Here is a 16,251-nt window from a genome sequence, read left to right as displayed (position 1 = left end):
GGCACTCTCCCTCTCTGCCAACCACTAGTAGGTGAAACTGACGTGAAACGGGCGAAACCAGGGATTCAAGTAGACGTTGAACTGTTCGCGAGCCTCCTGGATTTTTCGCTTGGCATCGTAGATTAACGTCGGATTGCTGTGTCCCATGGTATACACGTCAAAATCCAGCTTCATCAATTTGTCCAACGAGTGCTCCCACTGCACCAAATCGGAACCAACCCGCGGATGGAAGCCGCCGCCCACCGTATCCGCTGAGATGAGAATCTTTATGCCTCCAACCTCAAACCAGAGGCAGATCGATCCGATGGAGTGGCCGGGCGTGTGAATCACCTTGAGCGTGTGATCCCCCGCCAAGATGTCCTGACCGTCTTCCAAGAGATGATCGACAGGCGTTGCGGGAAACGGTTCTCCGTAGAGAAATGCGGCCGTCTTGTCGTAATCTCCATGCTCGACCTGTTCCTTGTCCGCCGGATGCAGCCAAAGCACCGCGTCGCTCTCCTGACGCAAACTTGCCATCCCCGACACATGATCCCAGTGTCCGTGAGTACCGATGACTTTCCGGATATCCTTTGGTTCGTAGCCAAACTGCCTCAGACTTTCCTTCAACGCGGCATAGCCTAATGGGCTTCCGCAATCCACGAGTGCGGGCTCCTGTCCAGGAAACAGATACGCGTTTGCATCCCAAGGATGAGTCAAGTTCCCGCTCGAGATCATGTAGAATCCCTCGGCTAGTCGTACCATGGTGATCGCCTCCATAGAGATGCTCTGTCTCAATTGCCAGTTCAATCCCGCAGCGCGAGGTGGGGTCCAAACGGTGCTGCCTCCTGACAGGCGTACAACGTCACTCCGACACACCATGCATGCGACAGCGTGACCAGCATGCCTTTCGGCTGAAAACAGTTCGTATTGTAATAACGCTCGGTGACCATGCCCTTGTACGCGTTGAAGTCGCCGTCCTCACGCGCGATGAACTGAAGAAAACAAGACAATAAGTCCCGGGTGCGCATGAGATAATAATCGTCGTCGGTATACTGCCAGAGTCGCAGCATTTCAGGTAAACAAAACAGGCCGTAGTTATGCAGGTGCTGATTGGAGGGAGACGCTTGGTCCGCACCGCGGGATCGAAAATCGTACTGTTTGAGCAACGTGTGGGCCGGGAACGCCAAATTGTACGTCCAGCGGAATGTCATCATCCAGTCCGCCGACTTGGTCGCCAAAGTAAGCCATCGTAACGATGAGTCGTGCTCATACAGCATCACGTACGCCACCACGGCGTTGTACGCATCTTCTGACGTCGGCGTGAGATGAACGTCCTCGGGTGCGCCGTATATGAATTCATCAAGGACGAAGCGCTCGTAGTACGCTCCAGCGCGTTCCGCAGAGACAGCAAAATCACGGCGGTTAAATACTTCAGCGCCTTCCAACAACGCGGCAATCCAAAGCATTCCGCCTGCGCCATCCCATTCTTCGACCGTTCCGCGTTCGCAGTGGTAATACGATCCGAAATTCCCGTCCGCGCGCTGAACGCGTTGCGCAAAGCGCAAGTTGGAAAGCGCCGCGTTCTCCCACGTCTCGTGTTCCATGCCGAATTGCCGCTCAAACTCGATGGCTCTCGTCATAAACAGCGTCGCTTCCGAGATGGTTCTCGCCTGCAGCCACTCTGAATTCGGGTTCCAACCGCAGCCCCAGCCGCGTTCGGCCGTCCATGCGGCCCAGAATATCCCACACGGAGCAATGCCCGACGCAATCTTGTCAAGGACTCGAATGGCAGCGTCTACATATTCAGGCCGATGATGGCGACGTCCGTAGGTCAACAATGCATAGGCGTATGGGGCACCGCTGACCCAGGCGACGTGCATGTGCAGCCGATCCCCTAAGCCTTTGACGTTGTTATTCAGTTCCCGATCAAACGCGGCAGTCTCCATGAGAATGTCGTATTCCGGGTGAAAGTGCCACGTAAACAATCCATGGGCGGTCAGCTCTGCAGCTTGTTGGATATCCATCCAAGGATTGAGGTGGTGCGATTGACGATGAATATCGTACATGGTTCGGACAAACGGATCGTAAGCGTGCAGGTCTGCCGATCCGGCGTAAATCCGAAAGTTCACCACAAGTTTCTGCCCAGGCGATATGGCAACTGTCTGAATATCCACAGGTTGAGCAAGAGGTTCCCCGTCAAATACCACAGGTTCCTCACGATAGGGAAAATCCGCCCAAATCAAGGTCCCGTCCGAAGTGCCCTGAAAGCCTACGCCGTTCATACCAGCTTCAGAGATTTCCTCGACGCATATGGCTGCGGACATGCCTTCGTTCCAAGCGAACACCGCCGGCAATGCCGCCCTGTCGGCCCGAAACGACCAACTGTCTGAGACGAGATCGTCGGCGTTCCCCCCATCCCAGTCATACCTTGGATATTTGCGCGCATTATGCGCAAAACGATTTTCCTTGTAAAATGCCCCAGGAATCATGAACCGTGGTCGTCCGCGGCCCACCAATTCGAATGGGAAGCGCAGACCCAGGTCCACCGGACCATCGCCGCGATACACGAGTTCCACATGGACATCGACGTACGCGCAACGACCTGTCTGACGCTGCCAGTCCATAACGATCGAGAAATCGCCGGACTGACCTACCAGGTGAAGTCTATCGTCTTTATCTGAATAGGTTTGCAATATTGGGATGTCATAGGCACTGCTGTGTCCAGCGATCATGACCTGCCCTAACGCAGATAATTTGAGATAGTCGGTGTCGAACGTGTCACCATAGACGATATGCAACTCTTTCGCTGCGTCGGAGGGATACACGCGCCAGGTGATGTCTGCCATAGTCGCCTCACACCTAACCTTCACGTTTGGGAACGTTCCCAAAACAAAATAAAAAATAAGCTTTAGCCAGTTGCCTGAATGATACTCGCCCATTTCACTGAATGTCAATAGACAAAGAGTTGTTACTAGCGCAATCCGTATCCTATGGTGCATAATAGGACTATAGATGTCACGCGATCACGAATGTCGCGTACAGACTGAGATGTTGGGCACGTTTTCAACATCGCTGGGAGCAGTCTGTTCGCGCTCCATTCGAATCCATCGATTTCTCCGTAAAACGCTAGGACCAAATCGCTGAAAATGATCGACAGATAGACAACGAGAAGTTGCGAGGGTGGAACTATGACACCGACCATTAAAGATGTCGCGAGACAGGCAAAGACGTCCAAGAGCACTGTTTCCCGATTTCTCAACGGAATTCCCGTCAACAAGAAAACCGAAGAGGCCATCATCAAAGCCATTGAAGAACTCAATTACCATCCAAATATGAACGCACGGCGTTTGGTCATGGATAAAACGCAGGAGATTGGAATTATCGTAGACGACATCTCCAACCGATTTTATTCACCCATTTTGAAAGGGATCGGCGAAGTCCTGGACGCGAACGGCTACAGCGCTGTGTACTACACTTGGAACAAGTCCAAGCGCCGGGAGACGGACTTTTTGCGCCTGCTGTACGAAGAACAGGTCGATGGGCTGATCTATGTGAGTTTCGCACGCCGTGACCAAGCGGATGTCGAACAGATGCGTGAAGCCCCTTTTCCCGTGGTACTATTTGGCGACAACGCGGGTGTCGATGACATCCACACGGTCGACGTGGACAACTTCAGCGGGATCGTTGAACTCGTTCACTACTTGTATCGAATTGGACATCGTCATATCGCCTATATCGCCGGACCTGACGATATCGGCGCAACCAAATACAGATCCGCCGGTTACGTCAGCGCCATGGAATCGCTTGGCCTAGCCATGAATCCAGACTGGATCTGTACCTCGGACTGGTCCAATCAAGGTGGTTACACCGCCATGAAAAAGCTGTTGCAATCCAGAGGATTTACCGCGGTCATCGCATCGAACGACGAATCCGCACTGGGCGCAATGACCTGCCTGCAGGAACAAGGCTACAGCATTCCGCGCGACTTCTCAGTGGTTGGATTCGACGATATCGACATCGCGCAGTGGATTTTCCCAGCGTTGACGACCGTTCGGCAACCGTTCGAACAAATGGGGCAAACGGCAGCCCAGTTTCTCCTGGATTGTATCGACAAGAAACCCATGGACTCAAACCGCCGGCGCCTGCTCAAGCCAGAGCTCATCATCCGCAATTCGTCGTCGAACCCAAACTAATTCATGTATAAACAGGGTCACAACTGCCATACGGCCGTGACCCCGTTCGTATGTTTGGTGAGGAAACGAAAACGGTGCGAGCATATCTAACCGCGCCTGATCGTCAGTACCTGCTTTTGCGTATTCCAACCACCCACTTCGACCTCAAACGATGATTCTAATCCGGCAGAATGCGAAAGCTGAATTCGACGCGTCTCTCCAGGAAACAAATGGAATGCGTTATCACGAAAGTACAGGTAGCGATCCGTCTTCAGCGGCAGCGTGTCCTCGAATTGCACCGAGATGGCGACGCTCGTCCCTTCGTTCCGGACGGTCAACACGGTTTCATCGTCCTCGCCCCATTCCCAATCCACGCGCAATGTCGTCTGATCAACTGCCATGAGTGGTTTGAATGTACTCGTGCGACTGAGGACGTAACGGTTGTCTGCGATCACGCGTCCCTCACCGTCGAGCAAGTGTAAATCCAAGAAGAACACATCACCAGGAATCTCACCGACCAACGTGCTCACAGCAAACACATGCCTCGCTGATCGGATCGGCGAAATATCCGTTTTGTCGACCCATTTGCGCAGAACGCGGCCGGCCGCATCCCGCAACCGCGCCACCACTTCGCATGTGCCACCATCGGCGTACGGGGCCTGCGGCAAACCAGAATCGATGACATAAACCTCAGCCTCAAATCGATCCCGACCTTCCCACGCCATCGTTGCCAGTCGCGCCGTGATTACAATCGGGCGATACGCCCTTGCAACAGCGTAGTACGCAGGCTTCGGACGGCCGTAAAAGTCGACGGCCGCGGTGCAGTATCCATTGGGGTACGACTCGTTCATCTGCCACGGGATGGTGCCGCTGTTCCGAGGGGATCGCCTGCGGTTCGCTTCAATCGCGTAACGCAATCCTTCTGCCTGCAGAAACTGACTAGCGCAAACCAGTTCCTCCAAATTCGATAGACCAGAGAATGAAGCTTGCACTATCGATTCGTTGATCCACCAACTGCCTCGGTGGTTCCATACGGGATTCTCCCGCGTGGCTGGCCACTGATGTTCAGGCGCAATGGTCGCGTCAATGGTCCGTCGATTTGCAATGCCTTCTACCCCGAACTCACTGTGAAAGAGTGACGTCCCGCGATTATATAAATCGTAGTGGGCTGTCACCCCCTGAAATTCCCAAGGTCCATGCACGTCGTGAAGTCCATCCGGATTCTGCTCAATATTCTCGATACTGTTCATGAACAAGGGCCCGGAGGGCGAAGTTGGCAGCCAATTTGCGTCAGGGTGCAGCGCGTCGACCACGTCCCGCAAAGCCGCCAACACAGGTTCCGAATCATCGAGTGGAATGCCGTCGAGATCTTGCAGTTCATTTCCGCCGCACCACAGCACCAGCGACGCGTGATTCCGCCGGCGCGGGATGATCTGCTTGGCCTGATCCACCATCATCTCGATGAATTCAGGGTCCTCCGACGGCTTGTTGTCCATCCCGGAACTCGATTGAATCCATTCCTGCCAAACCATGATTCCGTATTCATCGCATAAGCGATAAAAGTCTTCACGTTCAATTAACCCGCCGCCCCATACACGCAGCAAATTGACATTCGCCGCCTTGGCCAGGTGAAGCAAGTGACGTAGCTTGCCAGGTTGTCTTTTGCCATACATGACATCGATAGGCACCCAGTTCCATCCCGTGATGTAAGTCGGTATCCCGTTGACCACGAAGGTATACGGGCGGGCGTCATCTGGCGCACCAGCATTGCTTTCGAGCCGAACTGTTCGGATGCCAAATGTCACACTGCGCTCGTCGACAGCAGCCCCGTCCCTGAAGACTTGTACCCGTGCCTCATACAGATGTGCGTCGCCAAGACCGTTCGGCCACCAGAAATTCGGTCGATCCAGCCGAATAGACGACTGGACCGACGTTGAACCAGTGGGCATGACGTGATCGGACGCGTGGCGATGAACGGTTTTTCCTTGATGCAGGAATTCGATAGACAGATCAATCCGGCCGTCTTTCGCTGCATCCAATTCAACAGCGACGCCCACGTCAGCCGCTGACAGCGCGGCGTCCACGTCCGTGCGAACGTAAATGTCCCGAATACGAACTTCGGCGACTTCTCGCAAGTACACCGAATCCCAAATGCCCACATGAATCATGCGCGGGCAAAAGTCCCACCAATAAGTCATCCTCGATTTGTGCGTCTTCACCAGACTCGTCCGTCCGATTTGCGGCTGCTCCTGTGGCGCTGGCTCAATCACCACCACCAGCACATTGTCTTCCCCATACCGAAGCAACGATTCAACCCGATAGCAAGCAGGGACATACATGCCTTCGTGTCGGCCAAGTTCGGCGCCGTTGAGGTACACGCGGGCCGCGTAATCAATGCCTTCGAAACACAGTTCCACACCCGTTCCAGGCGATGGAGAAGCTACTCTAAAACGCTTTTTGTACACCCAGTAGCGCGCCGGAACCCATTCGATGATTAAGCTGTTTTGTTCGTAGTAAGGATCTTCGATCTCTCCTGCAGTCCACAGATCATCGTACACAGTCCCCGGCACAGTTCCTTGTTTCCAATCAGGGCCTTCCCGACTGTCCGCTTGTACAGAACCATGCCAGGACTCCCCGATAAAACCCTTGTAAACCCAATCGTCGCCATCCAGGCACATTTGCGTCGCCATGCGATGTCCCTTCACCCCACACCATTAATACGTAAATTTTCGGTAAAACGGCTTAAACCAAGGATGAAAGTAGACGCCAAGTTGACGGCGCGCTTCCTGGATCCGCACCTTCGCCTCAGGAATCAAGCATGGTTGTCCATGCCCCCAAGTAAATACGTCAAAGTCCAGTTCCAGCAAGCGATCCAACGATTGCTCCCACTTGTCGATATCCGATCCAATCCGCGGATGAAATCCACCCCAAACGGTGTCGCCGACAATCAGAATGCCGAGATCGTGAATCCGCGTGTATAAAGACACACTTCCCAGAGAATGTCCAGGCGTGTGAATCACTTCAAAATCATAGTCCCCGAGTCGAAGGGTCTCGCCATCCTGAATGAGACCATCCACCGCGATCTTCGGGAACGGCTCATTATACAAAAAAGCCGCAGTCTTATCGGTATCTCCAGACTCGACCTGACGTCGATCCGCTTCGTGAATCAAAAATTCCGCGTCACTTTCCTCACGCAGCAGGGCCATACCGGAAACGTGATCCCAGTGTCCATGTGTGGCGATAACCTTACGGATGTCCTTCGGCGCGTAGCCGATTTGCTGCAGGTTCGCCTTGAGTTTCGTATACCCCACCGTGCTGCCGCAGTCGATCAAAACTGGCTCATCGCCGGCGACGAGATATGCGCTGGCGTCCCATTCATGCGTCAATCCACTGCCTGCCACTGCATACAAGTTTTCAATTAATCGCCCCACGTCGATTTCCTCCGTTCTTCACGGCTCCACTCTTTGTTTCGGATGTTCGCAGGTGCCTCTACGGAGTTTCAGTAGACACGCTCGACCGGATCCAACGACGAGTGTTTTAGACAATATAGTGAAAAAAACAGGGACGGTTGATCCCGAAATTCGGATCAACCGTCGCCCCCGGACGACTTAATCGACTTTGACTTCCGGATATGAAGATTGCACCTGTGCCTTCAACTGTTGGATCGCCCATTGGTTGGACTTTTTCTGCGTCACCATCGTGCTGGCATCCCCCAAGAAGTCGGAAACAAGCGGTTGTTCGTATTCATCCTGCTTCTGAGGCGGAATATCCATGGAGATCTTGTAGTACATCTTCAGGATTTTCTGGTTGCCGAACCACGGATATGTGTACGTATTTTCGTACTTCGTATACACCGACTTCAGCGACGGCATGTTGGCCGTGTTGTCCAAGTTCCACTTTTGCCATTGCGGGCTGGCCAGGAACTGGAGGTATTCGTAAGCCGCTTGCTGATTCTTCGATCCAGCGTAGATAGCGGCGTACCGACCACCTTCGTAGTACCCATCCGGCGCAGGAACGACACCATATTTGCCGTTCGCGGTCGTACTGTTGACCATGAAGCCTGCCCAGGACGGAATCGCGAAGAGAATGGCATCCGGATCCGCCGAGTGATCGTTCAACGAGTTGCCCCATCCCGTACCCATCGCGGGAAGATTTGCAGTGAGTCCAGGTTGAGCGAGCGTACGCATGGTATTCAGAATGGTGTTCCATTTGGGATCGATGACCAACTTGCCGTTCTGAACCAAGTTCTGGGTATGGTATTCCTCGACCGCGAACACCGAGCCAGGATCGTCGAGCAAGTGAACTTTGCCCTTGCTCTCTTGGTTGATCTTCTTGCCGAGACTCTCGATTTTGCTCCAGCTGTTTACCATGGTTGCAACCTTGTTCGGATCATTGGTACCCAGCCACTTTTTCGCAGCCGCCATATTAAACCAAAATCCTCCAGGCGACGACGTGTCGGTAATGGCACCGACATCACCGTTGCTCTTTTCGCCGCCGGCTGCCACGTACGGGATCATCCCTTTGACAAGCGAATTGGCCCCCAATTTGCTTAGATCCGCGACGTAGGGTGTATTGATGAACTTGCCAATGTATCCCATATCGAGATCGAAAATGTCTGGCACGTCGGTTCCAGTGGACAGCGCGGCCTGCAACTTGGTTTCATAATCGCTGCCCGGGAATACCTTGAGTGTGATATGAATGTTTGGATGAATCTTTTCAAATTGTTGGACCGCCAACTTTTCGTTCGCGTAGTACGTCCATTCCACCAAATTAATCTGCTTCGAGTTGGTCGCTGCGACCTTCGGATTCGTGCTTGCCGCTCCGCCATTGTTCGTATTCGCGGGAGCAGCGCACCCTGCCAACAATCCGCCGATTCCGATTACGCTGAGGATCGACATCGATAATTTCGTTTTTCTGTTCACTGTAGCACCTCCTCAAAATTCTCCCCATAACACGCTGCGAATGGTGAATCACGACAGACATTTGAGATTTAGGCACCACCTCCACAATCGAACGCCGCAATCGGGCGGGTGAATTTATCCTTTCAGAGCACCGACGGACAATCCACCGATAATCCGCCGTGAAAGAATCGAAAACACGATGATGATTGGAACGACGGAGATGACAACACCGACATACTGTGCCCCATAGTCAGTGGACGACGCGCTTTGTGTCATCGCCACCATCACGGGCAACGTTTGCAGATTATTGTCAAACAGGATGATCAAAGGCATCATGTAGCTGTTCCAGTTGCCAATGAAACTAAAAATCCCCAGCGCGGACATCGGCGGTCTCAACAGCGGCAGCGCGATCCGGTGGAAGATATACCATTCACTCGCGCCATCCATCCGCGCAGCTTCAATCAATTCATCGGGAACCGCGGAGTCGCAGTTTTGTTTGATAAAGAACGTATTGAACGCGCTGGCGATCCCCGGGATGATCAACGGCCAATACGTATTGAGCAAATGCAAGGTGTGCATCTCCCGGAAGAATCCGATGATACCAAGCTGACCAGGGACCATCATCGAAGCAAGGACAAACCCAAACAGGAATTTGCTGCCGCGAAACCGAAACTTCGAAAAACCGTAGGCGGTCAGTGCCGACGCGTACAAGGTCAACACGGTCGCGGAAACTGCTACCAGCAGATCGTTCGCGAAACCTCTCCAAATATTCACAGTACCCATCAGACGCTTGTAATTGGCGATGAACTGATTTCCTGGTAAGAGATTCAATTGCGTTGCAATGGCATAGTTTGCGTGTGTAGACGACATGATCATGCTGTAGAAAGGAAGCAAGCTGATCAGCGCGACCACGATGAGAAAGGCATAGACCAAAATCCGGCCGACACTTAGGGAAGGACTGGATTTCCTTGAATTTGCAGGCTTCTTAACAGAATCTCCGTCCACGAATACACGGCTCACGGCGTTACATCCTCCTCAGTCAATCAAAGTCAACGGCAGGGACTACGAAGCGGATTTCCGATTGGACACTTTGAGAGAAATCAGTGTCAGAATAATGATGATCACGAACGTGGCGTACGCGATCGCCGCCGCGTAACCGTAGTCGAAATTGACAAACCCCGCCTTGTACAGGTACACAATCAAGGTCTGCGTAGCGTTTCCTACGGCGTTCCCAACCATCATCGGAATATCGAAGATCTGAATTCCGCCGATAATGGAGGTGATGATGGTAAACATCATGACTGGCTTCAGCAAAGGAAGAGAGATGCGTATCGCGGTCTGAAACTTGCCTGCCCCGTCAATCTCAGCTGCTTCGTACAATTCGCTGTCGATGGATTGCAACCCGGCGATAAATATCAGCATGTTGTACCCGAAATATTGCCAACAGATGACGCCGCCGACGATCAACTGTGCCAAGAACGGATGACCAAACCAATACACCGGCTGCTTGATAATGTGCAGCGCCATCAGCAGCTTGTTTACAAACCCGGTTTGCCAGTCAAACATCAAATCAGCCAAGACGCCAATCGTGACCGGCGTCACGATGTTTGGCAAATAAAAAACCGCCCGAAAGAAATGGCGCCCTTTGATGAATTTTTCGTTGAGTATCAGGGCCAAGACCAGGGCGATAATCAATTGCGGAACGATGGAAATAATCCAAATAACCACAGTGCTCCAAAGAGATTGATAAAAGAACTTGTCATGCAGGAGACGGGTATAGTTTTGGAGCCCAATAAAATTCGATGTGAAACCATTCGAATTCGTGAAGCTGATGTACAAGGAGTACAGGATTGGATATAGACCAAAGATAGCGAACACGATAAAGTACGGTGCGACAAAGACTAGGCCATATCTTGATTTTTTCTCCATCGGAGAGGCCATGGCGATTCTCCCTTCCACTCGGCTCTTTTGGGAACGTTCCCAAAAGAGGTTAAATGTACGACATTGACAATTAAGACGAATAAACATGTAATCGCTTTCGATATCAATGCTTGGAAACTTTGAGATAGGGATTAATAGAGCCTATTTTGCACTCGAATCAACCTCTTGTCAATTACATTTTTCAGGTACGTCCATGGATTTTATCGAGATCGAAATCATGAGCGTGCCCTTTCATCACGCAAATCCGCTTGATTTTAGATGTTATTGAAACCGTTCCCTAGTGATTTGACCATTCTGAGACCAAAGTCGGGGGATTACAGCTTCGCGTTGTTATGGAACCGATCAATTCACATTCAGTACCGTCAAGGACCTTCTATTCGCCGGACTCCCGCCTTCTTCCTCAATCAAAAACTCGGATGCGGCAGGTCAGCCGACATCCGAGTTTCGTATCGCATCATGGAGCAACCGCGTGTTTATTAGTCCTAGCGGAAAAATGAAAGCCGCAGTTGCGTTTCGTCGAAACCGAGGGGCCATGGTGACGGACGTTCGCAGGTCGTCGTCATCTCATAATGACGGCCAGCGTTCGCCGAAACGTGGATCCCTTCCATCAATTCGACCACGTGAAGCATGAGATCGCCATTTGCGCGATGCAATCGGTTCGTCCGGACAGCGTCCATCAGATCGGCTACCGCGAGTCCACGGCTATTTTCCTGGAAGCCGAACAGTGGCGCAACTTCGGTCCACTCTTTGGCGTCATGGCGACGGACGCGCACCGTGCCGCCAAAATTGTTCGGGTCAGGCACACTCAACGTTCCCTCTGTGCCGTAAATTTCGATCCGGGGCAGTTCCGAGTGCCATACGTCGAACGACGTGAGAATGTTGCCGATGGCCCCGGATGCGAATTGCAGAATGCCTGTGACGTGCGTGGGCGTGTTCACTTGAATCGACTGGCCAAATCGCGGTTCCGAGGTGACAACCCGTTCTGGAAAGCTCACTTGCGTCATGCCTGTGAGCCGCTGAACGGGTCCCAGCAGGTGCACCAACGCCGTCAGGTAGTACGGACCCATGTCAAACATCGGGCCGCCGCCCGGTTGATAGAAAAAGTCCGGATTGGGATGCCAGCGTTCCGGGCCATGGCTCATCATGAACGCCGTAGCGCCGATTGGCTTGCCGATCCACCCATCGTCTATCACCTTGCGCGATGTCTGCAGGTGACTCCCGAGGAACGTGTCTGGCGCAGAGCCGACGCGGCGGTTCTGTTGTTGAGCAAACGAAATGAGTTCTCGGCCTTCTTCAACGGTCAAGGCGAGCGGTTTTTCGGAGTGTACGTGCTTGCCAGCCGCAAGTGCTCGGCGGGAAACTTCGGCGTGCGCGCTCGGGATCGTCAGATTGATGACGACCTCGACATCGGGATTCGCCAATAGTTCGTCGACGCTGCAGCCAACGGGAACATTGAACTGAGCGGCGCGGCTCTTCGCTCTCTCCAAGTCGATATCTGCACACGCGACGACGTCCATGCCGAACGCCTGACAGTTCTTAAAGTAAATCTCGCTAATATTGCCACAACCTATGATGCCTACCTTTGGGCGTGCCATGTTGTCACCATCCTTCGGATGCCATTATACAACTTTCTCGTGAAAGCGCTGCACTGATGAGAAAGAAGTTCAAAAAATGACAAGTTACGTAATCTTTGTTCCTGAAGGGCCTCTTAATTCCCGGTACACCCCAGGATATCCGCAGGGGATCGGGTATGATTGTCGAATGAATATTCCAAATACGTATAGACTGTCTTTCTTTCGGAGGTTTCCAATTGCCGAACACGATAGAAGTTTGGATTGTGAACTCGTATAGAGGTTCACAGACAGTCGACTTCCTGCAACACCAACTTGACCGCTTTCTAGCCAGCAGACCGTCGCTGCAGATCGAGTGGAGACTGCTCACGTTCGCCAACGCTTGGACAGAACTGATCCGGTCGTACAAGAACGGGACCCCTCCTGACGTTTTCGAGTTTGGAACCACGTGGTTCAGCACGCTGGTTCGTTTACATATGCTCTCCCCAGTGCCAGAGGGGTTGGTCATGGAACATGCCATCGCCGATTACCTTGACCTGTCGCGCCAATTTCAAAACCGCCCGTATGCCGTGCCATGGACCGCTGATACTTCCTGCATCCTGGCTCGTACGGATATTCTCGACACACTCGACATTCCGCACCAGGTATCGTTCACGTGGGAGGAATTCGAATCGGTGTGCAGCATGATCATGCAAAAACGGGCCGCATCCTGGGCGTACATGGATCGCGCGCCGCGAGCCATCACGTTCCCTTGCCGACCCGAACGACCAACGCTTCATCGCATCTCTCCATGGCTCTGGTCGGGTGGATTTGATTTCCCTTCGTTGGACGAAAGGCCCGTGTCGGTGATGAACTCCACGGCATTCAAACGCGGAATGGAATATATCCGCAATTTGATGGAAATCAGTGAAACGACCGTGGAGGACGCTCGCAGCAGCAGCTACGAATCCAATATGGCGTATTTTCAGCAGGGCAGTACCGTGTTCCATGTGAGCGGACTGTTCGAAACGATACGCAAGGTGGTGGAACCGGCGTGGAATGTGGATCCCCAATTCCCCACGTGCGTGATTCCACCTCCTTCTGGCCCGGCAGGCTCCGTTTCGTATGGCGGCGGATCGCTGCTTGGCGTTTCATCGGTGACAAAACATCCGGATTTGGCGTGGGAAATCGTTCAGGCCCTTCAATCTGCAGAACTCGCGGACCGCTGGGCACGCTGGATTTGCTCCTTGCCAGCTGTGGAGTGCCGGTTTTGGGAACAATACGCCAATCATCCAGACATCCAAGTTCTGTTGCACAATCTGAACCATGCGCGAATCTATCCGATGCATCCCATGTGGGGCTCCATTGAGCGCAACATGTCTGTGACCATGAGCGATATGATGTGGCACTTAATCGATCACGATTTTGACGATCACGCCCAATCGATGTGCATTCATGCGGACGAGGAACTCAACCAGCTTCTGCGGTTTAACTGGGAGGTGAATTGATGGACTATGCGCAACACATGGCGAACCTTGGCTACCAAATTTCTTCCATGCTCTATGGCGGCGATGTCTCCGATGACACGTTGAGAAGAGCGTTTCTATTGATGTGGAAAGGGATCCCGTTCTCTGAACATATCGTTCAAATCAACGTCTTTATCCGAGACGAAGACACGATGTATCGCTCGGTCGTCGACATTCAGGAGGGCCAGTTGTATCTCGAGTCGAACTATCTCTCGGAGTATCAGGTGCAGTCTGTACTCCCGCTTCGTGACGAGGTCGTTCGGGTGCGGAGGGGAGATCGGTTTGAAATTTGGATCCCCATCTCTGGCGAGTCACTGATCGGCTTCATCGTCATCATTTCGAGGCGGGATTTGATTCTGCTCCCAAGCGAGAGCCTAGTGGCGTTTCAACAGACCATTGCCCTTGGCATTCGCCACTACGCCACCTTTCGCCCACTGAAGGAACGGCTCGTCTTCCTGCAGTCCCTGACAGATTTGTCGCGCGTCATCTCCGTCAGCGACAACACCGAAGAAATTCTCATGAACTTGGCGCGAGCCGGAGTCGGATTGCTTGGGTTCGACCGAGCGACGTTGTTCCTGTTCGACTCCGACGAAGTCACCATCTCTCGAACCATCTACGCCGCAGTCGGATCGGAACCGATTGAATTGACCCACTCCCCTTCCCTGCCCACCTTCGCGAATGAACCACAGCAGATCCCAGGGATTGAAGCCGTTTGGGTGCCGATTGTCATGGGTGGCAAGCGAATTGCCGCGCTGCTGCTCGACAACATCTATTCGCTCGACGCCGTTCCTCAAGGCGCGCTGCAGGCCGTGATCGAACTGGCGACACAGGTCGGGCTCGCCCTTGGCAAAAGCAAGCTGATGGAGTCGCTCAACGAGCGGGCTACGAAAGACGATCTCACTGGCCTGTTTCGCGTGGACTCGTTCTACGAATCGGCGACGAATTTGCTGAAGTCCACCTCAGCATCGGAACAGCCATGCACACTGCTGATGTTGGACATCGACTCGTTTAAGGAAATCAACGACTCGTTTGGCCACCCTGCCGGAGACGCGATCCTTGTCCAAACGGCATCCATCATTCGCCAATCCATACCAGACGGCGCCATAGCGGGACGGATTGGCGGCGACGAATTCGTCATTCTCATTCCGAACTCGGACGTCAGCGTCGGCCTGTCCGTCGGCGAAGACATTCTGGACGCTTTTCGCGCCCACCCAGGCATGGAAATCCCTTATCGCCACAGACACTTGACCGTCTCGGTCGGCGTGTCGAGCGCGCCGCGCGACGGCACAACAGTCAGCGAATTGATTCAGGTCGCGGATAAGGCGATGTACGCCTCCAAACACGGCGGCAAAGGGAGGGTGAGTGCGATATCTCGCTAAATGCGATAGGATAGGCTGTGGGAGATGACATCATGAAGAGAACTGTATGGGGAATACTCTCCGCCGTGATCGCCGCGGGAATCGCGCTGAGTTACCCTCTTTCATATACCCATTCGCACGGCGACACCATATCCCCAGCCATGTCCTTGTCGCAAAGCGTACCTCAAACGCTGTCCAAGGTTCGGGTCATGGCGATTGGCGGATCGATCGCGCTGGGCTGGGACGACAACAAGCAGGACGGGGGCTACCTGACTCGCACATTTCGGGCGCTCTCCAATGCGAAGACGACTTACCAATTTACAAACGAGGCGTCCGAGGGAAAAGGCCCATCGTACTACCTGCTGCGAATGAACACCCTGCTCACCAAAGACAAGCCAAACCTCGTGGTGATTTCCTTTGGCTTGCTGAACGATTTGTACGACAAGCACCCGATCTCGCAATTGGATGCGCAGATTGTCGACGAGACGAAGGACGCCCTGCATGCTGGCGCCCAAGTGGCCATTGTGACCCCGCCGGTCGTCGGCGCATCGTATGTCGAGTTCAAGACCGAGCAGCCTATCGCGCTGCGCTCCGAGGAGAAAGCGGTCGAGGCGTTGCACAATCCGAATGTTCACATTGTGGATTTGTTCTCGCAAATGAAAGCCTATCTGGCCGATCACGACTTGACCTGGGAAACGTATGCCGCCGACGGCTGGCATCCCAACGAGGCTGGCCACGAGCTTGCCGCCACGCTGTTGGAAGCCGATTTGCGGAAAGACTCGTGGCTCAACAAGACACCCATCCCGTCATAAGGCGGCGGGATT

At 53.3% G+C, this 16,251-nt stretch carries 12 protein-coding genes; 4 read left to right on the top strand and 8 right to left on the bottom strand.

Annotated features, from left to right (window positions below; all coding sequences use genetic code 11):
- Positions 1-24 precede the first annotated feature (24 nt).
- On the bottom strand, positions 25-741 hold the full coding sequence (locus tag AAC01S_RS03725; RefSeq protein WP_067618985.1) for an MBL fold metallo-hydrolase: 717 nt from the start codon (positions 739-741) through the stop codon (positions 25-27).
- 41 nt (positions 742-782) lie between these two features.
- Positions 783-2,825: a YyaL domain-containing protein gene (locus AAC01S_RS19175; protein WP_067618983.1), complete on the bottom strand. Its 2,043-nt coding sequence runs from the start codon at positions 2,823-2,825 to the stop codon at positions 783-785.
- A gap of 342 nt (positions 2,826-3,167) precedes the next feature.
- Between AAC01S_RS19175 and AAC01S_RS03715 the strand changes: the two genes are divergently transcribed.
- On the top strand, positions 3,168-4,172 hold the full coding sequence (locus AAC01S_RS03715; RefSeq protein ID WP_067618978.1) for a LacI family DNA-binding transcriptional regulator: 1,005 nt from the start codon (positions 3,168-3,170) through the stop codon (positions 4,170-4,172).
- A gap of 86 nt (positions 4,173-4,258) precedes the next feature.
- Here AAC01S_RS03715 and AAC01S_RS03710 read toward each other — a convergent pair whose 3' ends face one another.
- From AAC01S_RS03710 to AAC01S_RS03685, 6 genes are all read right to left on the bottom strand, one after another.
- Positions 4,259-6,841 (bottom strand): glycoside hydrolase family 2 protein, encoded by a 2,583-nt coding sequence (locus AAC01S_RS03710; protein WP_067618976.1) that lies wholly within the window; start codon positions 6,839-6,841, stop codon positions 4,259-4,261.
- Between the two features lie 24 nt (positions 6,842-6,865).
- Complete coding sequence (locus tag AAC01S_RS03705) at positions 6,866-7,582, bottom strand: MBL fold metallo-hydrolase (protein ID WP_067618975.1); 717 nt, start codon at positions 7,580-7,582, stop codon at positions 6,866-6,868.
- 177 nt (positions 7,583-7,759) lie between these two features.
- Complete coding sequence (locus AAC01S_RS03700) at positions 7,760-9,073, bottom strand: ABC transporter substrate-binding protein (RefSeq protein ID WP_067618972.1); 1,314 nt, start codon at positions 9,071-9,073, stop codon at positions 7,760-7,762.
- Between the two features lie 114 nt (positions 9,074-9,187).
- Positions 9,188-10,072 carry a carbohydrate ABC transporter permease gene (locus tag AAC01S_RS03695; RefSeq protein WP_217997812.1) on the bottom strand — a complete coding sequence of 295 codons (885 nt, stop codon included), beginning with the start codon at positions 10,070-10,072 and terminating at the stop codon, positions 9,188-9,190.
- Positions 10,073-10,114: 42 nt separating this feature from the next.
- Positions 10,115-10,993: a carbohydrate ABC transporter permease gene (locus AAC01S_RS03690; protein ID WP_067618968.1), complete on the bottom strand. Its 879-nt coding sequence runs from the start codon at positions 10,991-10,993 to the stop codon at positions 10,115-10,117.
- Between the two features lie 482 nt (positions 10,994-11,475).
- Positions 11,476-12,588, bottom strand: a complete 1,113-nt coding sequence (locus tag AAC01S_RS03685; protein WP_067618966.1) for a Gfo/Idh/MocA family protein — start codon at positions 12,586-12,588, stop codon at positions 11,476-11,478.
- Positions 12,589-12,803: 215 nt separating this feature from the next.
- Between AAC01S_RS03685 and AAC01S_RS03680 the strand changes: the two genes are divergently transcribed.
- From AAC01S_RS03680 to AAC01S_RS03670, 3 genes are read left to right on the top strand one after another with little or no spacing between them, the layout of a single operon-like run.
- Positions 12,804-14,051 carry an extracellular solute-binding protein gene (locus AAC01S_RS03680; RefSeq protein WP_067618962.1) on the top strand — a complete coding sequence of 416 codons (1,248 nt, stop codon included), beginning with the start codon at positions 12,804-12,806 and terminating at the stop codon, positions 14,049-14,051.
- On the top strand, positions 14,051-15,448 hold the full coding sequence (locus tag AAC01S_RS03675; protein WP_067618960.1) for a GGDEF domain-containing protein: 1,398 nt from the start codon (positions 14,051-14,053) through the stop codon (positions 15,446-15,448). The genes AAC01S_RS03680 and AAC01S_RS03675 overlap by 1 nt, the downstream gene beginning before the upstream one ends.
- 32 nt (positions 15,449-15,480) lie before the next feature.
- A complete protein-coding gene (locus AAC01S_RS03670) occupies positions 15,481-16,239 on the top strand; it encodes an SGNH/GDSL hydrolase family protein (protein ID WP_067618957.1) in 759 nt (252 codons plus the stop codon).
- Positions 16,240-16,251 lie beyond the last annotated feature (12 nt).

Origin of the sequence: Alicyclobacillus acidiphilus NBRC 100859 (assembly GCF_001544355.1) — a bacterium.
GTDB classification, from domain to species: domain Bacteria; phylum Bacillota; class Bacilli; order Alicyclobacillales; family Alicyclobacillaceae; genus Alicyclobacillus; species Alicyclobacillus acidiphilus.
Note: the sequence above shows the minus strand (reverse complement) of the source record. Positions and strands in the feature narration are given on the sequence as shown.

Bases quoted from the DNA above. Each gene is read 5' to 3' on its own strand.
- AAC01S_RS03725 (WP_067618985.1), bottom strand. From the start codon at position 741: ATGGTACGACTAGCCGAGGGATTCTACATGATCTCGAGCGGGAACTTG.
- AAC01S_RS19175 (WP_067618983.1), bottom strand. From the start codon at position 2,825: ATGGCAGACATCACCTGGCGCGTGTATCCCTCCGACGCAGCGAAAGAG.
- AAC01S_RS03715 (WP_067618978.1), top strand. From the start codon at position 3,168: ATGACACCGACCATTAAAGATGTCGCGAGACAGGCAAAGACGTCCAAG.
- AAC01S_RS03710 (WP_067618976.1), bottom strand. From the start codon at position 6,841: ATGGCGACGCAAATGTGCCTGGATGGCGACGATTGGGTTTACAAGGGT.
- AAC01S_RS03690 (WP_067618968.1), bottom strand. From the start codon at position 10,993: ATGGCCTCTCCGATGGAGAAAAAATCAAGATATGGCCTAGTCTTTGTC.
- AAC01S_RS03685 (WP_067618966.1), bottom strand. From the start codon at position 12,588: ATGGCACGCCCAAAGGTAGGCATCATAGGTTGTGGCAATATTAGCGAG.
- AAC01S_RS03675 (WP_067618960.1), top strand. From the start codon at position 14,051: ATGGACTATGCGCAACACATGGCGAACCTTGGCTACCAAATTTCTTCC.
- AAC01S_RS03670 (WP_067618957.1), top strand. From the start codon at position 15,481: ATGAAGAGAACTGTATGGGGAATACTCTCCGCCGTGATCGCCGCGGGA.